We start from the raw sequence: 19,702 nt of genomic DNA on the forward strand, positions 1-19,702 counted from the left end.
TTCAAATGACTGGTCTGATTCTGGAAAGCGTCGAGAAACATTACGGCTCGGCCTGCGCGGTAAAGGATGTAAACCTGCATTTGCCCGAGGGCAAACTGGTGTGTTTCCTCGGTCCGTCGGGCTGCGGTAAAACCACCTTGCTGCGAATGATCGCCGGGCTGGAAACCCTGACCGGCGGCGAAATTCGCCTGGACGGTGAAGACATCGGCCATACGCCTGCGCATCAGCGCAATTTCGGCATGGTGTTTCAATCGCTGGCGCTGTTCCCGCACATGACGGTGGGGGAGAACATTGCCTATCCGCTGAAACTGCGTGGTGTAAGCAAGGCTGATCAGCAGGCACGGGTGGTGGAGTTGCTGGAGCTGATTCAGCTGCAGGAGATGATTGATCGCCCGGTGGCAAAACTCTCCGGCGGTCAGCGTCAGCGTGTGGCGATTGCCCGGGCGATTGCCTCGCGGCCGAAAATCCTGCTGCTCGACGAACCACTGTCGGCGCTGGACGCCAAGCTGCGCGAGTCGATGCAGGTGGAAATCCGTCAGCTGCAACAGCGCTTGAATATCACCACCATCATGGTCACCCACGACCAGCGCGAAGCCATGACCATGGCCGACATCGTTGTGGTGCTGGGTGAACATCGGGTGCAGCAGGTGGGCTCGCCGATTGAAATTTACCGGCATCCGGCCAATGAGTTCGTCGCGGACTTTATCGGTTCGGGGAATATTTTCCCGGCCACGGCGCTGGGTAACGGCAAGGTCAGCTTGCCGGGCGGCGATGCGCTGCAAGTGCCGATCTGCAGCAGCATTGTGGTGGGGGAGAAAGTCAAAATGCTGATTCGCCCCGAAGACCTGCAACTGTCGCAACCCCAGGCCACGGCGGGCAATCGCTTGCTCGGGAAGGTGACCTTTGTGCGGGATATCGGTGCGACGATTGAAACGACTGTCGAGTGTTCCGGGGTGTCGTTTACGGCGTTGAGTACGCCGTGTCAGGGGGTTGGGTTGAGCATTGGCAATCCGGTGTCGGTGACATTGCCGGCTGAGGCGTGCCGAGTGTTGAGCGCCTGACTTACTGGCCTCATCGCGAGCAGGCCGGAACAATCAACATCAAACTCGGCTAAACACTCAACCGCAACCGCGCCAAATCCCGCAGCGGCGGTGCCCCGAACAATCGGCTGTACTCACGGCTGAACTGCGAGGGGCTTTCATAGCCCACCCGATAACCCGCCGCCGAAGCTTCCAGGCCTTCAGCAAGCATCAACCGCCGCGCCTCTTGCAGGCGCAGCTGTTTCTGATACTGCAACGGACTCATCGCCGTCATCGCCTTGAACCGGTGATGCAGCGTCGACACGCTCAGGTTCACTTCCCGCGCCAGATCATCGATGCGCAGCGGTTGCTCATAATTGCCGTTGAGCCATTTGATCGCCTGGCCGATGCGATGGCTCTGGCTGTTGGCGATGGCAATCTCATACAGCCGATGCCCCTGCTGGCTGCGTAACAGCCGATACAGAATCTCCCGACGAATCAGCGGCGCCAGCATGGCGATGTCTTTCGGTGTGTCCAGCAAACGCGCCAGGCGCAGCACGGCGTCGAGCATGGCCGCGTCGATCCGCTCGACATACAGGCCTCGGCCCGTGGGCCGTGTGGGCAGGCCGATGGGGCCTGCGTCGGCAATCAGCGCGGTGATTTCCGCCGGGTCGATGTCCAGCCGCACCGCGAGGATCGGTTCTTCGGGCGAGGCATTCACCACCCGCCCGCTCAGGGGCATCGAGACCGATACCACCAGGTAATTCAGCGGGTCGTAATTGAAGTGTTCGTCCGCCAATCGAACTTCCTTGCGTCCCTGGGCCATGATGCACAGGGCCGGTTGGGCCAGCCCCGGGGCGAAATCATGGGATTTGCTGTGACGCGACATGAACAGCGAACCGACGGCGGTGGCATAGGAACCATCGTCCAGCGTGTTGCGACGGATGAGGTCGGCCAGTTCCGCGCGCTGTTTTTCCATGTCAGCGGGAAGCGGAGCCTGAAAGTGATCGAGCGACGACATGCAGGGAATCCTCCGTGAAGTGTTGGTCATGGGCCGAGCTTAAATTTGTGCAAGGGACAGCGGTAGACACATCCTGTCAAAAGCTTGCCTGATTCTGCGCGGGGTGAATACACGAGGCTGCCATAGCAGGGCAATGTGGATGAAACTTGCTTAAAAGTGGTGTGACAGCGGTGTGGCAGTACTTTGCGCGCTGTTACAGAGGCTTTTTGCAGTTGCGCAGGATTGTGCAATAAGCCGGCAGAAATCGACTAACGCTGACTGTGATGCGCCGCCTAATCTTGGATCCTGTCGCAGCCCGTCCCACGGCTGCCACTCGACTCCCTGGGAGGGTTGAACATGTCTACGCAGATCCCCGTCAGTCATATGGCCTTCGTTCGCGCCCGCGCCGGGCGCTCGGCAGAACTCGGTGCGCGCCTGAGCGCACTGATCGAGCCGTCGCGCAGCGCACCGGGTTGCCTGAGTTTTGCCCTGCAGCACTCGCAATGCGATCCCGAGCTGTGGCTGGTGTCCGGTTTCTGGGCCAGCCAACAGGCCATGACCGCTTACTTCGGCAGCCCGGCGATGCAGATTTTTGCCGAGCTGGTGCAGGATCTGGTGGTCAACAGCCTGGATTTCCATACGTTCAAGGATGTCTCGGCGGCCCAGGCCCTCGGCCAGTCCCAGGCAGCGGTACACAAACTGGCCGGTTGAGGGTTTAATGGCGCAACTCTCCATTAGCCAGGATCCGCGACATGGCACGTAAAGCCTTTGAACACTTCGAAGCCGTTTCAGCAGTAGTACCGGGCGAGGGCGGTTACCACGCCGCGATTGCCGTCAAAGCCCTCGGTGGTTCCGGTGCCCCGGTTTTTCATAAAGTGCTGGAAGGCCAGACTTTCAAGACCGCTCATGAAGCCGACGAGGCCGCGGCCAAAGAGCTGACCCGCCTCAAAGACGTTAAAGAAGACGCAGACCTGCTCTGGTAATCACTTGACCGCCCCCGGGCGATACATCTTGAACAGTGCCTCTGGCCCCAGCTGAAAATAATCCGCTGGCCCGCCGCCGCGCAGAATCGGTTCTGCCGCGGCGGTGTCGTATACCCCATCCTTCAATAGCCATTTGGCGATATGCACGGCGACTACTTCGCCGAGAATCAGCCAGCTCGGCACCACTTCCTGGTTGGCGCGTTGCAACTGAATGATCTGCGTGACCTTGCACTCGAAGGACACCGGGCTTTCGGCGACCCGTGGCACCTGAATGATTTTCGACGCGACGGTGGTCAGCCCGGACAGCTCGAACTCATTGACCTCAGGCCCGACCGTGGCGCAGCTCTGGTTCATCTGCTCAGCCAGTGGACGAGTCGCCAGGTTCCAGACGAATTCGCCGGTCTGCTCGATGTTGTTCAGGCTGTCTTTGCGCCCGACACTGGAAAACCCAATGATCGGCGGGATGTAGTTGAAGGCGTTGAAGAAGCTGTAGGGCGCCAGGTTCAAACGGCCATTGGCATCCTGGGAAGAAATCCAGCCAATGGGGCGCGGGCCGACGATGGCGTTGAACGGGTCATGGGGCAGGCCGTGGCCGTTGGCGGGTTCGTAGAAATGGATGTCGTCGGGCATGGAGTGAATTCCTGGGGCGTTCGGGATGGCAAATAGTGCAGGCCGTATCGTACAAATTCCAGCTCGGGATTTTGTTACTGCAAAAATCGCGCTCTTTTGCTTGAGTGACAGAATTTTCATCCTGCACTTACCTATTTTTCACCGCTCCACCGCCAGTCTGCGCACCGGTCAATAACCCGAAGAAACGACCGCCACGAACTGGAGCTTGCCTTGAATGAATAAACTTCCTCAGATCACCCTGGCGTTCTGGGTCATGAAAATCTGCGCGACGACCCTGGGTGAAACCGCAGGGGATTTGTTATCGATGACCCTTAATGTCGGTTACGCCATCAGCTCGCTGATCCTGATCAGCGTCTTTGTGCTGACGCTGGTCACGCAGTTGATGTCCAAAACCTACAAACCGGTGCTGTACTGGATCGTGATTCTGTCGACCAGCACGGCCGGCACCACCATGTCCGACTTCATGGACCGCACGCTTGAGTTGGGCTACGCCACGGGATCGATGATCCTGATTGCAATTTTGCTGGGGATTTTCGCAGCCTGGCGCTTGAGCGGCGATTCGCTGAACGTCACCAAGGTGCAGACCTTCCGTGGCGAGATGTTCTATTGGATGGCGATTCTGTTTTCCAACACCTTGGGTACGGCTCTCGGCGATTACCTGGCCGACGACTCGGGCCTGGGTTTTGCCGGCGGCGCACTGCTGATCGGCTCGACCATTGCGCTGGTGGTGCTGTTGAAACACTTCACGAAGATTTCGTCGGTGCTGCTGTTCTGGGGGGCGTTTGTGCTGACGCGGCCATTCGGCGCAACGCTGGGTGACTTCCTGACCAAACCCCATGCAAAGGGTGGCCTGGATTTCGGCACCGTCGGCTCGTCGCTGGTGTTGGCGGGGATTCTGGTGGTGATGATTGCGGGGGCTTCTTACGTGCAGGGCAAGTACGCGAAGCAGACGGCGGCCGAGTTGTCTTAAGACCGAGGTGCGGCCTTCGCGGGCAAGTCGGATCGCCGCCCGCGAAGAGGCCGTCACAGCCAGCATCAATGTAACTGTCAGTCGGTCTCGATCCGCGAATGCTTGCGGGTGTCTTTCATGGTCACGTACACCAGCAACGACACCGCGATGCACGCCGTGACATACCAGTAGTAACCGGTTTCCATACCAATGCTCTTGAACCACAGCGCGATGTATTCAGCGGTACCGCCGAAGATCGACACCGTCAGTGCGTACGGCAGGCCAACGCCCAGTGCACGGATTTCGGTGGGGAACAATTCGGCTTTGACCACCGCGTTGATCGAGGTGTAGCCGCTGACGATGATCAGCGCCGCCATGATCAGGAAGAACGCACCCCACCAGGTCTGGATGGTGTGCAGGGTGGTCAGGATCGGAACGGTGAACAGTGTCCCGAGGATGCCGAAGGCGATCAGGATCGGCCGACGACCGATTTTATCCGACAGCCCACCGATGATCGGTTGCAGGCACATGAACAGGAACAGCGTGGCCGCGGAAATCGTCGTGGAGTCGGAAATGCTCATGCCGACGGTGTTCACCAGGTATTTCTGCATGTACGTGGTGTAGGTGTAGAACGCCAGCGTACCGCCCATGGTCAGGCCGACCACGGTCATCAGTTCCTTGGGATGGCGCAGCAAGGTACGCATGGCGCTTTCCTTGGCCTTTTCCTTCTTGGTGAACGACTCGGTTTCTTCCATGCCACGACGCAGATAGAGCGCGACCACGGCACACAGCGCGCCGATGGCGAACGGGATGCGCCAGCCCCAGGCGTAGAGTTGCTCGGTGGTCAGGGTCTGTTGCAGCACAATCAGCACCGCCAGGGCGATGAGTTGGCCGGAGATCAGGGTCACGTACTGGAAGCTGGAATAGAAGCCGCGACGCTCCTTGGTCGCCATCTCGCTGAGATACGTCGCCGAGGTGCCGTACTCACCCCCAACCGACAAACCCTGCAGCAGGCGAGCGAACACCAGCAGGATCGGCGCACCGATACCGATGGTTTCATAATTGGGGCTCAAAGCGATCAGCAGTGAGCCGAAACACATCAGATACACCGAGGCCATCAACGCACGTTTACGACCGGCGCGGTCCGCGTAGAGGCCCATCAGCCAGCCACCGATCGGACGCATCAGGAAGCCCACGGCGAAGATCGCAGCGGTGTTCATCAGCTGTGCGGTGGAGGAACCGGCGGGGAAGAAGGTTTTGGCGAAGTACAGGGAGAAGGCGGCATAGACGTACCAGTCGTACCACTCGACCATGTTGCCGACAGAGCCGCTGAAGATCGATTTGATCCGGCTGGCGGTGGTTCTTTCTTTAGCCGGCGCGGCAGCCGACCCAAGAGGCAGGGCGTTGGAGTTATCCATTGAAGGATCCTTCATTTAATTGTTTTTGTGGAGCGCGTGTAAACGCAGCCTGCCAGGGCTATAGCAGGAGCTGTGCCAAGAGGAGGAGGGCCGGTTTAGAGGGGGTAGGAGGTTTTGTTGAGCGGATAGTCGCTCAAGGTGTGCGTGAGTATGAGCGGATTTCCGCCGATTATTTGTGGTGAGGCCACAGGTCATGTGTCGGATATGAACATCTCGCGTGTCAGCCCATGGCGCTGCATCTTTTCATTGAAGGTACGACGCGGCAGTTGCAGTTCTTCAAGCACCGCTTTCACATCGCCTTTATGCCGGGTCAGTGCCGCGCGCAGGCAATGGGCTTCGAAGGCTTCTTGCTGCGCCGCCAGCGACTGGCCGGGATCGATCCCCACCGGTTCCGGTTCGCCGAGGCCCAGTACTTGGCGTTCGGCGACGTTCGCCAGTTCGCGCACATTGCCCGGCCAGTCGTGGCTCAGCAGATGGCTCAATTGCGGCCCGCTCAAGGGCGCGAAGGTGCGCCCCAAACGCTCGGCGGCATTCTGCGCGAAGAACTCGAACAACAGAGGAATGTCTTCACGCCGATCGCGCAATGGCGGCAAACGCAACTCGGCGACGTTCAAGCGATAGGCCAAATCTTCGCGAAAACGTCCGGCCCGGGCTTCATCCAGCAAATCGGGTTTGGTCGCGGCGATGATCCGCAAGTCCACGTGGATGCTCTGGTTGGAACCCAATCGTTCAAGCTTCTGCTCCTGCAACACCCGCAATAATTTCACCTGCTGGGCCAGCGGCATGCTTTCGATTTCATCGAGAAACAACGTGCCGCCATCGGCGTATTCGAGTTTGCCGATACGTTTGCCTTGGGCGCCCGTGAACGCACCGCTCTCATGACCGAACAGTTCGGCCTCGAACAACTGCTCCGGAATCGCCGCGCAATTCAGCGCCACGAAGGCTTTGTCAGCGCGCGGACCGAAGTCGTGCAGGCAACGGGCGACCAATTCCTTGCCGCTGCCGGTTTCGCCACGGATCAGCACGTTGACCGGCAACGTCGCCAGGTCCAGCACCTGCCGACGCAACGTCTGCAAGCCACGGGACACCCCCAGCAGGGTGGCATCGAGTTTGGCGCGATTGTCCGCCTGCTCATGCAGGGCACGGTTTTCCAGCACCAGTCGACGCTTGTCCAGCGCTCGACGCAGACTGCTCATCAGGGTTTCCGGGCTGAAGGGTTTCTCAAGGAAGTCGTAGGCGCCATCGCGCATCGCTTCGACCGCCATCGGCACATCGCCGTGACCGGTCAGCAGGATCACCGGCAAATCGGCATCGCGGCGCTGGACTTCGGCCAGCAGCTCCAGCCCCGTCATGCCGGGCATGCGCACATCGCTGAGAATCACCCCGGGGAAATGCCTGGGCAGTTGCGCCAGGCATTCGTCGGCGCGACTGAACAGCTGCACCTCGAACCCCGACAGGCTCAGCCATTGTTCGACAGCACTGCGGATGCTGCTTTCATCATCGACCACCATCACCGAATTGAGCATCAGGCAGGCACCTCCAGATCAATGGGCAACGCCAGGGTGAACACCGCGCCGTTTTCGCCGTTGTCGGCACTCAGGCGCCCACCCGCTTCGTGAACGATCGCGAAGGATACGGCGAGCCCCAGCCCCAGGCCATCGCCCACCGGTTTGGTGGTGAAGAACGGATCGAAGACTTGTGCCAGATGTTCTTCGGCAATGCCGCCACCGTTATCGGCGACGGTCAGGCGCCAGAGCTGTTCGTCGGCTTCAAGACGGATTTCCAGACGTTTGCAGGGTTTGTCGTGCATCGCATCCAGGGCATTGCGCAGCAGGTTGATCAGCACCTGTTCCAGGCGAATCGCATCGCCACGCACCCAGGCCGGACGCGTCAGGTGCAGCACGATACTGACGTTTTCATCCCGCAAGCGCGTATCCAGCAACTGCAAGGATTGATCGACCACTGTCGCCAGGTCCAGCCGTTCACGCAGGCCGCTGGGGCTTTTGCGGGCGAAGGTTTTCAGGTGGCCGGTGAGCGCGGCCATGCGGGTGAGCATATCGTCCACCGGTTTCAGCGCCTTGTAAGCGTCGTCGACCCGGCCATGATCGAGCAGCAGGCGCAAGGTCGCCAATTGCATGCGCTGGGCGGTCAGCGGCTGGTTGATTTCATGGGCCAGCGCCGCAGACATCTGGCCGAGGGCGGCGAGTTTGGCCGATTGCACCAAGCCGTCCTGGGCGGTGCGCAAATCCCGGGTGCGTTCTTCTACCAGTCGCTCGAGTTCTTCGCGGCTGCGCTGGCGCAATTTCGCCAGCCGCCAACGCTGATTGAGGAACAGCAACAGAAACACCACGGCCAGCCACACCCCGGCAGCCGCGAGCCCGGCGTTGCGCAGGTCTTCGAAGGCTACCTGCGGGCGGCGCAGCAAGTGCAGCGTCCAGCCTTCGGTGGCCAGCGGCAGGGATTCCCAGAGGTAATCCGCCGTCCCCTCGGGGCCATTGACCCGGGTCAAATCACTGTTGTCGTCGAAGCGCCGCACCGAACGATACTCAAGCGGGGTCAGCGGTTGTTTGTCGTATTGGCGCGTGGCCTTGAGTTCGGTGTGATCGCTGGCGTTCAGGGGCCGCAGCAGGCGATAGCGCCAGCCGGGTTGATTGGCGATGAAGATGATTCCGCGCGCATCGCTGACCAGCAACGTGTCGCTGCCCTGGCGCCATTCACGCTCCAGTTCCGGAAATTCGAGTTTGACCACCATGGCACCGAGGAACTCGCCATCGTCGCCGGTCACCGCGCTGGACAGGAAGTAACCGGGAATGCCGCTGGTGACGCCCACCGCATAAAAACGTCCGGTGCCCTGGGTGCGGGTCTGGCTGAAGTAGGGGCGAAAACCGTAATTGTGGCCGACGTAACTGCTGGGCAGGCGCCAGTTGCTGGCGGCCACGGCGAGGCCGGTACGGTCGAGCAGTTCCAGGGTCGAGGACTGCGCGGCGCCGTTGATTTTCTCCAGTTTGCGATTCAATGCAAGCTGCTCTTCGGGGCTCACTTCACCGTTTAGCGCGGCGCGTAATTGCGGGTCCAGCGCCAGCACGGCGGGCAGGGCGCGATAGCGTTCAATCAGCGTGTGCAGGGAGTTGGCGTACAACGCCAATTGCTGACTGGCGCGGGCGGCGTCTTCTTCCAGCGCCTGGCGCTCGGCGTGGCGGATGGCAAAGGTGGCAGCCAGAACCGCACCGGCGACGATCAGCAGGGTGTACAGCGTCAGGCGTAACGTTCGGGAAGTCGCAAGCATGGCGTTGAAAACAGTCAGCAATACGGGCGCGCACCATAACATGTTGCCGGGCGTGGCCCGTGTGCCCCGGGTAAAACTTGTCGATTCAGGCGGCCTTACGACTGTTCCTGTGGTCCCGCACGGAGCCCAGGAGATTGTTGAGAATACCGTTGATTTTTCCCGTTTCCTGATCCAGCGCTTGAATATCGATCCCGCCTATATTGTCTATGGAAAGCGCGTCGGCATATTCGTGAATGCCTCGCATGCTTGAGTCAATCGCGCCTATGAGATTGAGAATGCCGCTTTCGAATTGGGCCATTTTTTCGTCTGATTTTCCCCGACTGGCCCCTATCGCTTCATCAACTATTTCCGGTAGCCCCACCAAGATGTTAATGCCACTGCTGATTGCGCTCACGGCTTCCGAGGGTAGTCCGGTGAGTGTTGTCTTCAATAGTTGGCTGGAAACCTGAGCAGTGCCTTCTTTGCCCAGCTTTAACTGCGCCTTCTGAGAGCTGAAATTCATGTTCTGATATTTGGCTTTTATGTATTCAAGGGGATCCATTTGTTTGTGTTCGGCTTTTTTTATAATTTTATCGGCCGTCAGCTTTGTGGTTTTCAAATTGACCGAAGCGCTCAAACCTGTTCTTTCGGCCACATAGTCCACGAGATTGCTGACGGCAATTTTGGCGGCGAACCCCAGCCCCGCGCCTACCACGTTACCGATCCCCGGCGCCGCGGCGCCCAAGAGCTGGCTGCCAAGACCGACGAGAAAGCCGATGCCATAGCTGATGGCCTTTCCTCCCGCCAGCACCAACGTTCTGCGCGTCGTCGCACGTGCAACGTTCGAGCCTGAGCCCATATTGCTAAGCTGCTCGCCGGCATCGCGCACGCGGCCTTTAGTGATCCCCAGTATTTCGATATGACGCGTCACTTGCTTGTTCATTTGATCTTTCATATGGCGTGTTGCAATGGCTTGCCTATTCTTGGCATAGCTGGCGTTTTCCGAGGCAATGATCCTGGCGATACCCGCGTGGAAATCGGCCATGGTTGGCATTTTGACTTCGCCATTGATGTCGACGTAACCGACTGGATTGTTGCCAACGAATGCATACAGATTCAGCCCATCCACATCCCCCGCCGGGTCTGCACTGATCCAGCGCTGCAACCACGGTGCGTAATAACGGGCCCCGTAGTAATACAACCCGCTGGCGTCCATTTCCTTGCCCGAATAGCGAATGGTCTTGTAACTGGCTTCCAGCACCGAACGCGTCGCCCACCATGCGGTACCGCCGAAGGCGTAGTAGAACTCCTGACTGATCACGCCAGCACGACGGTCGAGTTCCAGCGCGCATGAGCCCAGGTGGTCGTCGAGGCTGTAGCGCAGTTGATCGGCTTCGATGCCGGCGGGCTGGCCGCTGACCCAGTGCAGGCAGCGGGCGCCCGGCAGGACGATGACGTGCAACTGCTGGCCGTCGCTGCGGTCATGGATTTCCAGCCCGGGCAAATAGCGCACTTCGCGCCGGTGGGTGACGGTTGAGGTGTGGGTCAACGAGCTTTTGTAGACGCGCTCGCCCTGGCTATAGCGGTAGGTTTCTTCGTCATCGGGCAGACCGTTGCTGTGCTCGAGCAACGTCACTTTAGTCAATTGATCGCGGCTGTTCCATTCAAGCGGCAGGGTGCCGGGTTGCCGATTCAGCTGATTGCCGTGCGGGTCGAAGTGATCGCTGAAAACCGGTTCGGCGTCGCCTGGTTTCCAGCGCACGCCACGGTTGCTGTGTGGGTCGATGCGCATCTCTTGCGTGAACATGTTGCCTTTGCGTATGTGCCGCAACTCGACCAGATTGTTACCGGCGTCGTACTGATAATGCTCGGTGTAGTTGAAGCGACGCCCGGGGTCGATCGGCTGGATTGGCGAGGGCAGGCCCGGTTGCAGGTGGGGGATATCGCCCTCGAAGCCGCTGCTTTCGGTCAGGCGGTACAGCGAGTCATAGGTGAAAGTGCGATGGCCCTCAACCCGTTGGTTGGCGAAATACACGGTGGTGAGGGTGGGGTCGTCGATGCGCAACACGTTACCCATCGGGTCGTAGCTGTAGCGCATATCCTGCAGGGGATCTTCCTGGTCCTTCTGTGCCAGCAAACGAAGCAGACGACCGTCGGCCGGGTCGTAGAACCAGCTGCTGCGTACACCGTTGCCGGCGAGTTGATCGCTCAGCTGACCAGCGGCGTTGTAGTGGGCTTCGCGCAAAAGCGGTTCCGACGAAGTGGCACCGGCCAGCTGTAACGACACCTGGTTGAGCTGCCCGGCGAGGTCATAGTGCGACAGTTGTTGATGGCCGCCGGCATCGGTGTGGGCGAGCAGGCTGCCGAGCGGGCTGAAGAGGTGACGACTGGTGAAGGTGTCGCCGTTGCCGGCAAAGGTGCGGGTTTCAGTCAATGGCTGGCCGAGCAGGCCATAGCTGCTGATACTCAGGATGCCCGACGGATCTATCTGTTCGAGCAACTGGCCGCGCAGGTTGTGATCGGCATCCGCGCCACCGTCGGCATAGCTGAATCGTTCGACGTCCGGCTGCGCATCTTCTTCGATGGCGACCGGGCGTAACTGGTCGTCGTAGCGGGTCTGCCAGTGATGGCCGCGCTGATCCCAACGCTGCAGCACTTCGCCCGCCAACCCCGGCAGGCTTAAGCGCCAGCCGGAATCGACGCTGTCGACTTTCAGCGGCCCGCCGGTCAGGTTGTAGACCGTGGCCAGATTGGCCTTGGGCGCGGTGCCGGACAGGCGCGGATCCGATTGCGCGATCAATCGTCCGGCGGGATCGTGGTGTTGGCGAGTGACAAGACTTTCAATAGTGGTTGTCGTGCGCAAATAGTCCACTTGCCTCACCGTTAGCGTTCGAGGGTCATGGATAAGCAGGGTAGGCGTATGCAAATGCAGTGATCGGTTCACGCGTTGGCACTCCGAGAGTCAGTCATCGTCTAGAGGACGTTCGTGAGGCGGTTCGCGCTTGGCGCAATAGAAACTGATTGTCCGTGGTGCCCATCTCTTTGTAGTAAGCCATTCCTTTTTGAGCGCGATCTATGTAGTCAAGGGTGGTTCTGGTTTGCTGTTGCAATACCGAGCGGTGAATCGGTGCGAGCATTTCTTTGGGCGTCATGTGGTTGACGTTAGAGAGCAGGTTGGCCGGATCGATAACGTTGGCACCCAACGCATTGAAGGCGGCTTCGGCGTGCGTCCAACGTTGCTCGGTAGCGGCTTTCCAGTCGCTGAGCATCGTCTCGATTTTATTGATCTTGACCGGGTCGAGCCGGTTGTTGATGTCCTCGGCTTCCTGAACCCGAGAGCCCATATTAAGAGCACCACCGATGATTGATATGACCGATGCGATCACCCTGTTCATTAAAAAACCAGGGTTGAGCACCTTACCGGGAAGCTCTCGCCAGTTAATGCCTTCATCTTTAGCGAGACCTAATTGTTTATCAATTGCTGCAACTGAAATGGTCGAGGTTTGCGGTATCAGTGGGCGGATCAGGCCCAAGTTATTGGTAAAGGGAGCGGTCATTCCTCCGGCCATGTCTCCACCGGCGTTGCCGCCGGTTAATCCTTCGAGGAAAGGCACTGCCATCTGCGGTTTAAAGGCGGCGTAATGAGGGAATTGCGGAAGGAATGTGCTGGCTTGCGAACTACCAAAAACTCCACCCTCATAGCCGATGATCCCATTGATAGTCTCGCCCAGCAGGTTCTTGCCCAGTTCGGGCAGGTTGTTCTTTTGATGGATGACGTTGTCCAGTTGCTGGAGTGTCTGATCGGCATAACCACCGAGAACGGAAATAAATTTCGAGTAATTGAAAATCACGCTTTCTGCTTTGTTTGCCCCGTCAGGATCCACATAGCGCAGCGGGTTGTTTCCCACAAACCCATACAGATTCAGCCCATCCACATCCCCCGCCGGATCGGCACTCACCCAGCGCTGAAGCCACGGTGCGTAGTATCGGGCGCCGTAGTAGTACAGCCCGCTGACATCCATTTCCTTGCCCGAATAGCGCACGGTCTTGTAATCGGCCTCCACCGCCGACGATGCCGCCATCCATGCGGTGGCGCCGAACGGGTAGTAGCCTTCGTGGCTGATTAGCCGGGCCTGTTGGTCCAGCTCCATCAGGCAAGAACCCAAGTGGTCATCCAGGGTGTAGCGCAGTTGATCGGCGTCGATACCCGGCGGTTTACCGGTCACCCAATGCAGGCACCGTACGTTGCCGAGCCCGATGGCGAGGGTAATGAGGTGCAATTCTTCACGGTTGTCCCGGGTGCGGATCTCCAGTCCCGGCAGGTAGCGCACATCGTGAAAATGGCTGGTCGTGGCGGTATGGGTTTCCAGGCGCTTGTGGACCCGCACCCCCTGGCTGTAGCGGTAATGCTCTACGTCGTCGGGGCCATTGTCGCGATCGACCAGTGTCACCGATTGCAATTGATCACGCGTGTTCCACTGCAGGCTTTGCCCGGGCTGCAAGGCCTGGAGGTTGCCGTGGCGGTCGAACAGGCGGTCGAACACCGGCGCGGGATCGCCCGTGACCCAGCGCACGCCACGGTTGCTGGCGGGGTCGATGAACATCTCGCGGGTATGGCTGGCACCCTCGCGCACATGGCAGAGTTTGATCAGGTTGCCGCCGTCGTCGTACTGGTAAGTCTGCGTGTAGTTGAGCCGGTTGGCGGGATCGGTGGGTTGTGGGCGGCCCGGAGTGTCCGAGGGCGGGCTGTCGTCGTAACCGCTGGCGCTGTGCAGTCGATACAACGAGTCATAGCTGAACTCGCGGTGGCCATCGATGCGCTGGTTGGCGAAATGCCGGGGCGTGAAAACATGGTCGAGCAGGCGCGTGAGGTGGCCTGCCGGGTCATAGACATACTCGAAGTCCTGAAAGGCCGGCGCCTGGTTTTTCTGTGAGTATTGCCGTAGCAGGCGCGCGTCGGCCGAGTCGTAGCGCCAACGGCTGATCACCCCGTTACCCGCGTGTTGCTCAATGATTTGTCCGGCGGCGTTGTACTGCGCGTCCAGCAACACCGGTTGCCAGCCCGTTTGCCCGTTGAGCTGTAGCTGCACCTGTTTGAGCTGCCCGGCGAGGTCGTAACGCGATTGCTGCCGATGATCGCCGGCATCAACCTGCTCGAGCACGGTGCCCAAGGGGCTGTAGCTGCGGCGGCTGACAAACGTCTGGGGGTCGTGGAAGGTACGGGTTTCGCGCAGCGGCTCACCGTTCAGACCGTAGCTGTCGAGGCGCACGCTGCCCGATGGATCCACCTGCTCGAGCAACTGCCCGCGCAGGTTGTGGCCGGCGTCGGCCGCGGCTGTGGCATAGGTGAAGGTTTCGACGTCCGGCTGCGCGTTTTCCTCCACCGCCACCACCCGCAACTGGTTATCGTAAGTGCTGCGCCAGTGATTGCCGCGCGCGTCCCAACGGTGCAGCGCTTCCCCTGCCAGCCCTGGCAGGCTCAGGCGCCAGCCGGCATCCACACTGTCGACGCTGAGCGACTCGCCCGCAAGACCATAGACGGTGGCAAGGTTGGGTTTGGGCGCCGTGCCAAACAGTCGCGGATCCCATTGCGCCACCAGGCGGCCGGCCGCATCGTAATGCTGGCGGGTCACCAGGGCAGTTGCCGTGTCACTGGCAACCGTACGCAGATAGGCGACCTGGCGGACCGGCAGGCCACGGCCATCACTCACCGTGAGCGCGGGCGTGCGCCAATGGACACTGGTCGTCATGACGATGCGCCCGGCGGTGGCGTTGACAGCGTCTCATCGGTGTCGTTGAAGTCTTCGCTGACGTGGTACCAGGGATGATAGGTCTCGCGGGAAAAATAGCCTTTGGCGTTGATCAGCTTGATCGGCCGGCCCGTTACGTCATAGAACAGTTGATCGAAATGGCCGAGCTCGCGCAGGGACTGGTCGTTGACGTAGTGATGGGTGTTGGCAAAAAACGGCCGATACTGCCGGACGGCCTGACCTTTGTTGTTGTAGTCCACCCGTTCGCTGATGCGCCAGCGCGGGTCAGCGAATTCCTCGCGCAACTCGCCACGGTCGACAATCAATGAACCGTCGGCAGCCACCGCATACGCCAGGCCGGGCTCGACCCGTTGCTGGGTTTGCAGCGCCCGGCCAAAACCGTCCACGCAGGCTTTAACGATTTGAATCTGTGCAGGTTCGCTGTCGTAGGGATAACGGTCGGCGCTGAGGATGACGCTGTGCACCGGCTCGCGGTGAACCGTGTCGATGAGTCGGCTCAACGCCTGTTCCGCCGTCGTCAGCGGGCTGCGTTGCCGCAACCGCTGGCGCGCGCTGGCGCGGATGTGCCCGCTGGGCAGGACATAACCGTCCGCGATCCAGGCATCGCGCCATTCGGCGGTTTCGCTGGCGAAAGGAGGAAGCTGTCCCATCCAGCTGAACAAGTCTTTGCGCAACGTGCTGGCGGCGTCTTGCACGGCGGCCGGCGGGTTGTCGATGGCCGGGTCCGGCCGATAATCCTCTGGTCGATCGTAATCGCTCAGCTGCCCGAAGCCGGCGGTACTGCCATTTTCGGTGCCGTAAAAACTGATGGCCAGCGGCTGTCCGGAAGGTTCGTAAAGGGCCTCCTGAACGTTGTCGTTGGCATCGATGATGCGCAGGGGTTGCAGCGCGTGATAGTCGTATTCGATCCGGGTGGTGCAACCGTCGGGCAATTCGACGCTGATGATCGCCAGACAATAGGGATCGTATTGAGCCTTGGTCACGCCGTGGCTGGGAGTCTCATGGTATTTTCGCACCTTGTAAAAACCATCGAGCCTGTCGTACTCGGCGTAACCGTAGCAGGCCGACCACAGGTCGTCTGTCGGGGAAGGTGTTTCGAACAGCAATGGCATGGGCTTATAACCAATGATGTCCAGTTCGGCCAGGATATTGAAGGGCGGTGGGAGAATGCTGTAAGCGTCCAGCGCCGTCTTGTCCATTTGCGCCACTTCCACCGGGCCGGCCAAGGCTTCGAAATCGGCTGAGCCTTTGTCCGGGTCATCGGGCCATACAGTGCCGTCTTCAGTCTTGAGGTAGCGTTGTATCGATTGCCCGGTCAACACCCTTAGCTCGTTCCATTCGGGCGAGTTGTGATGCTCTGCCAGTGTCTTGTACGACACTTCCTTTGGGTTGAGCCTCGACGGTAGTGTGCCTTTGGGTAATACCAGCGCATTGCTGCGTTGCTCCCAGGGTAACCCGAGCCGCCAGTGCTGGGGGTCCTCGTCCAGGTTGATGAACCGGGCGCGGGTTTCGCTCAGATAAAAGAACTGCTGAGCCTCGTCATGAGCGTCCCGCCACCACTGCTGTTCATCGGGATCAGTAAAGGGCGGCGTGTCCGCTGCGGTCCGGCGCCGCGCATAGCTGATGGTCAGCGCGTGGGTGGGCAGGCCGTAGGCGTTCCACCGCAGGGTCACGTCATGACGGCACAGCGGGTCGTCGACACAGCGTTCGTATTGGTAGCTGATCGTCTCCAGCGCCAGGGGCAGCAGCACCGCCGCGGCATACAGTTCACCGCGGGGCCGTACTTCGCGAACCAGGTAGCGGTGCTCTTGCACCGAGTAAGGCTGCGCCGTGGCCGGGTCATCCTGAGCGGCATAGGTTTCGATTCTGGCGACCGAGCCAACCAGTGCCCGGGCGATTTCGTAGCGGGTGGTATCGTCGGGCGGTGTCACGGGCTCATCACACTCATCATTGGCGTGATAACGGCTGAACAGCGTGTCGCCCAAGGGGAAGGCCTCGGTGTCGCGATCGAAATAACCCTCGCGTGGCCTGTCCATAGACTGCCCGGTATGGAACCAGGTGCACACCCGTACCGGTGCCGTGAAGCCAATATCGTCGTCGCCCGTGGCGGTCTCGCTGTCGGTTTGTCGCAGTTGGCCAAAGCCGCGGAACTCGCGCTCCTTGCCGTCGTAAACACCCTGGCGATAGGCAAACGATTGGGTCAGGCAATTGCCCGTGACTTCATCCAGCTGGCGCTGTTGATGCACGACCTGGACGGGGAAGGGTAAAAAGCACGCCGGGACCTCTGTCGGGTTGGCCACGAGCCGTTCTTGCTTTTCGTCCAGCCATTCCTGCGCGCAGCTGCGATAGACCGCCCGGGCGCTGCAGCCCATGTTGTTGTTGCTGGCCGTCAGCAGGTACGGTTTGGCGGCGACAAAGTCGTAGCGCCAATGCTGCGGTTTCATGTGCGGCACCGTCAGGATCAGGCTGGCACAGCCAAGGCCTTGCAGGTCGGCGAAGGTGACCTGGCACAAAGGGTCGTAACGCACGTCCTGCGGCCAGGGCACAACGATCGGCGTCTGCTCCAGCCCGTTGCCGCCACGGTTCAGGTAAATCTCGAACGCAGTGGATTTCAGATAGATCAGTGCCGGTGCGCCGGACCCGTCGAGATCGGCGATTCGCACCCGTGCGGAATCGAATTCGCCGTACTCGAACGGCAAGGCGCTGATCACCCGTCCCTGGCCGAATTTGCCGTGCCCCAGATTTGGCCAGCACTTGATTTCGTTATGTCGGATGCGGCACAGCTCGGTCATGTCGCTGCCCAGCAGGTTGCCCAGCAGCACCAGTTCGCTGGGGGAGTTGCTGAACAGGGGCAGCCGGTCGTCAGGCGGCTCATGTGCGACCTCTTCGGCACGGGCGAAACCTTCCTCGCGACGGTTGGCGTAAATACGTACGCATTTGGGGCCGATCAAACCCAGGGAGCTGAGCCCGTCGCCCGTAAAATCGCCCAGCTGTACAAGGGTGTGAAAAAACTCTACCGGCAACGCGTCAAAGGCGATGAGCTCTGCCCAGCTGCGATCCGCATTCAATGTGCGAAAACCACTCATGCCCGGTTCGGCCGTGATCCAGTCCAGACGCCCGTCACCGGTCAGGTCGGTCAGCACCTGATGCACGGGTTTGTTGCGATCGGCGACCGGAATATTGTCCAGCGCTGTCCAGGGCCCGTAGCCGATGTCATCGGGCCCCGACGGGGCGCGCAGCGGTTCTCGGTAGTACCAGCTCTGGTCATAGCGGCAGAGAACGCCTGGCACGCCTTCACCGTACAGGTCGACACTCTGGTAGTACTGGCCATCCTCGAGGCCTGGCATGTTGTCCGCTTCAAGCCATCGTGTGGGCGTTTGATTGATCTCGAATGGCGAGTAGTCGAACTCCACCGGTGGGCTGTTTTCCACGGCACCGCTGGCGTCGTAGGCCTGATAGTGGGCGGCGGTTACCTGGCTGAAGGTCCATGCCGGTGTGTTTTTCGAGTACTCCAGCAACAGACGCCGCACCAGCACTGGCTCGACGCCTAGTTCGGTAGGGAAGTAGTGAAACATCAACACTTGCCGGCAGAGTCGGCGCGTGCCCGTTTCAAAGCCCTGCCCATAAGTCGAGAAGGCGTCCGCGCGCGTCAGCCAGGGTTGCAGTGTGCCGCCGTCATATACGGGTTTTTCGGTCAGCGACGTGCTGCGCTCGCCGTAGTCGAACAGCAGATGAAAATGCCAGTCCAGATCCGCCGGGTTTTCCATCGTCCAGGCATACAAATCCTTGCTGGCCGTGAAGTTGCCGTAGAACACCCGATGCAGGTAACGCTGGGCGCGGTAGTCATGGACGGGGTCGGCGTCTTGATCATCGGCTTTGTAATCAAAGCAAATATGTTCGCCGTGGGCGTTCATGCTTTCGCACAGCAGCCAGGTGCCCACGCGTAGCGGATCGTCGGGATCGGCCCGGCGCGAAGACGTGGTTTTGCCGTACACGTGCAGTGAGCCATCGGCGTTGTGCACCAGCCAGAATGTTGGTGGATTCGCCTCTCTTGACCGGCTCACCCGTTGCCAGCGTTCTCGCAGGGCAAAGCCCTTTTCGCCCTGTGGCCGATAACGCACCACGCTGTGCGGGCCGATGTCGACGCCGTTGTAGCTACTTTCGAGGCGGGACTTGAGTGTTTTGTCTGAGTTGCGTGCGGGCTCCCAGATTTTGCCGTCGTCACCGATGATTTCGTCATGATCGGTATAGCGCGGCACACCTTTGTGGGTGCGGCGGCTGATCTGGCCGACCCCCAGGTTCCAGCCGATGCCGAACGGCCCGTTACCCGCCTGGCTGCTGTAAGTCAGGGACAGTTGCGGATCCCAACCCCGCCCTGCGGAAGCCGGTATCGGCAGTTCGAAAGATGCCGCCCCGGTCGGGCCCACGGCGACCCAGCTTTTGCCGATGGTGGCGATCGATGCGCTTTTTGCGATGGACGGCGTCGTGATGCTGAGGTCTTGATCTGCCATGGTTTCATCCAATGCGCACGGTGGGCGTGGGTGGACTAACGCTATCAAGAAGGGGGAGAGACGTAACCTGTCAGATCTGACAGGTGAAGGTGGTTTTTTTAGAATGATTGGGTTGCAAGGCGTGGCTTTTTATCGCGATTGCAGGACACACCACAA

At 60.1% G+C, this 19,702-nt stretch carries 12 protein-coding genes; 4 read left to right on the plus strand and 8 right to left on the minus strand.

Going from position 1 to position 19,702, the window contains the following annotated elements; all coding sequences use genetic code 11:
• The first annotated feature begins 5 nt into the window (after nucleotides 1–5).
• Entirely contained in the window at nucleotides 6–1,061 is a 1,056-nt protein-coding gene (locus ACZ9BB_RS01790) for an ABC transporter ATP-binding protein (protein WP_476212285.1), read from the plus strand.
• A 49-nt stretch (nucleotides 1,062–1,110) separates the two neighbouring features.
• Here ACZ9BB_RS01790 and ACZ9BB_RS01795 read toward each other — a convergent pair whose 3' ends face one another.
• A complete protein-coding gene (locus ACZ9BB_RS01795) occupies nucleotides 1,111–2,040 on the minus strand; it encodes an AraC family transcriptional regulator (protein WP_476212286.1) in 930 nt (309 codons plus the stop codon).
• A 336-nt stretch (nucleotides 2,041–2,376) separates the two neighbouring features.
• On the opposite strand from ACZ9BB_RS01795, the gene ACZ9BB_RS01800 reads away from it, so the two are divergent.
• Nucleotides 2,377–2,730 (plus strand): putative quinol monooxygenase, encoded by a 354-nt coding sequence (locus ACZ9BB_RS01800; RefSeq protein ID WP_476212287.1) that lies wholly within the window; start codon nucleotides 2,377–2,379, stop codon nucleotides 2,728–2,730.
• Between the two features lie 41 nt (nucleotides 2,731–2,771).
• Nucleotides 2,772–3,002 (plus strand): hypothetical protein, encoded by a 231-nt coding sequence (locus ACZ9BB_RS01805; protein WP_007938844.1) that lies wholly within the window; start codon nucleotides 2,772–2,774, stop codon nucleotides 3,000–3,002.
• Here the strand turns inward: ACZ9BB_RS01805 and ACZ9BB_RS01810 are convergent, their stop codons facing one another.
• On the minus strand, nucleotides 3,003–3,632 hold the full coding sequence (locus ACZ9BB_RS01810; protein ID WP_476212288.1) for a flavin reductase family protein: 630 nt from the start codon (nucleotides 3,630–3,632) through the stop codon (nucleotides 3,003–3,005).
• A 214-nt stretch (nucleotides 3,633–3,846) separates the two neighbouring features.
• Between ACZ9BB_RS01810 and ACZ9BB_RS01815 the strand changes: the two genes are divergently transcribed.
• A complete protein-coding gene (locus tag ACZ9BB_RS01815) occupies nucleotides 3,847–4,602 on the plus strand; it encodes a COG4705 family protein (RefSeq protein ID WP_476212289.1) in 756 nt (251 codons plus the stop codon).
• Nucleotides 4,603–4,679: 77 nt separating this feature from the next.
• On the opposite strand, the gene ACZ9BB_RS01820 is transcribed toward ACZ9BB_RS01815, so the two are convergent.
• The 6 genes from ACZ9BB_RS01820 to ACZ9BB_RS01845 all read right to left on the minus strand — a co-directional run bounded on the left by ACZ9BB_RS01820 (nucleotide 4,680) and on the right by ACZ9BB_RS01845 (nucleotide 19,546).
• The gene (locus ACZ9BB_RS01820) at nucleotides 4,680–5,999 is read right to left on the minus strand and encodes an MFS transporter (RefSeq protein ID WP_476212290.1); all 1,320 of its coding nucleotides are present in this window, start codon (nucleotides 5,997–5,999) and stop codon (nucleotides 4,680–4,682) included.
• A gap of 191 nt (nucleotides 6,000–6,190) precedes the next feature.
• Nucleotides 6,191–7,525 (minus strand): sigma-54-dependent transcriptional regulator, encoded by a 1,335-nt coding sequence (locus ACZ9BB_RS01825; protein ID WP_476212291.1) that lies wholly within the window; start codon nucleotides 7,523–7,525, stop codon nucleotides 6,191–6,193.
• Nucleotides 7,525–9,285: a sensor histidine kinase gene (locus ACZ9BB_RS01830; RefSeq protein WP_476212292.1), complete on the minus strand. Its 1,761-nt coding sequence runs from the start codon at nucleotides 9,283–9,285 to the stop codon at nucleotides 7,525–7,527. Before ACZ9BB_RS01830 ends, ACZ9BB_RS01825 begins: the two co-directional genes overlap by 1 nt.
• 85 nt (nucleotides 9,286–9,370) lie before the next feature.
• The gene (locus ACZ9BB_RS01835) at nucleotides 9,371–12,136 is read right to left on the minus strand and encodes an RHS repeat domain-containing protein (RefSeq protein WP_476212293.1); all 2,766 of its coding nucleotides are present in this window, start codon (nucleotides 12,134–12,136) and stop codon (nucleotides 9,371–9,373) included.
• Nucleotides 12,137–12,230: 94 nt separating this feature from the next.
• Entirely contained in the window at nucleotides 12,231–15,014 is a 2,784-nt protein-coding gene (locus ACZ9BB_RS01840) for an RHS repeat-associated core domain-containing protein (RefSeq protein ID WP_476212294.1), read from the minus strand.
• The gene (locus tag ACZ9BB_RS01845; protein WP_476212295.1) at nucleotides 15,011–19,546 is read right to left on the minus strand and encodes a SpvB/TcaC N-terminal domain-containing protein; all 4,536 of its coding nucleotides are present in this window, start codon (nucleotides 19,544–19,546) and stop codon (nucleotides 15,011–15,013) included. The genes ACZ9BB_RS01840 and ACZ9BB_RS01845 overlap by 4 nt, the downstream gene beginning before the upstream one ends.
• Nucleotides 19,547–19,702 lie beyond the last annotated feature (156 nt).

Source organism: Pseudomonas sp. TE3552, assembly GCF_056278945.1.

Excerpts from the sequence above, each read along its gene's own strand:
- ACZ9BB_RS01830 (WP_476212292.1), bottom strand. The coding sequence starts at position 9,285 with ATGCTTGCGACTTCCCGAACGTTACGCCTGACGCTGTACACCCTGCTG.
- ACZ9BB_RS01845 (WP_476212295.1), bottom strand. The coding sequence starts at position 19,546 with ATGGCAGATCAAGACCTCAGCATCACGACGCCGTCCATCGCAAAAAGC.
- ACZ9BB_RS01815 (WP_476212289.1), top strand. The coding sequence starts at position 3,847 with ATGAATAAACTTCCTCAGATCACCCTGGCGTTCTGGGTCATGAAAATC.
- ACZ9BB_RS01800 (WP_476212287.1), top strand. The coding sequence starts at position 2,377 with ATGTCTACGCAGATCCCCGTCAGTCATATGGCCTTCGTTCGCGCCCGC.
- ACZ9BB_RS01820 (WP_476212290.1), bottom strand. The coding sequence starts at position 5,999 with ATGGATAACTCCAACGCCCTGCCTCTTGGGTCGGCTGCCGCGCCGGCT.
- ACZ9BB_RS01795 (WP_476212286.1), bottom strand. The coding sequence starts at position 2,040 with ATGTCGTCGCTCGATCACTTTCAGGCTCCGCTTCCCGCTGACATGGAA.
- ACZ9BB_RS01825 (WP_476212291.1), bottom strand. The coding sequence starts at position 7,525 with ATGCTCAATTCGGTGATGGTGGTCGATGATGAAAGCAGCATCCGCAGT.
- ACZ9BB_RS01810 (WP_476212288.1), bottom strand. The coding sequence starts at position 3,632 with ATGCCCGACGACATCCATTTCTACGAACCCGCCAACGGCCACGGCCTG.
- ACZ9BB_RS01805 (WP_007938844.1), top strand. The coding sequence starts at position 2,772 with ATGGCACGTAAAGCCTTTGAACACTTCGAAGCCGTTTCAGCAGTAGTA.
- ACZ9BB_RS01790 (WP_476212285.1), top strand. The coding sequence starts at position 6 with ATGACTGGTCTGATTCTGGAAAGCGTCGAGAAACATTACGGCTCGGCC.
- ACZ9BB_RS01840 (WP_476212294.1), bottom strand. The coding sequence starts at position 15,014 with ATGACGACCAGTGTCCATTGGCGCACGCCCGCGCTCACGGTGAGTGAT.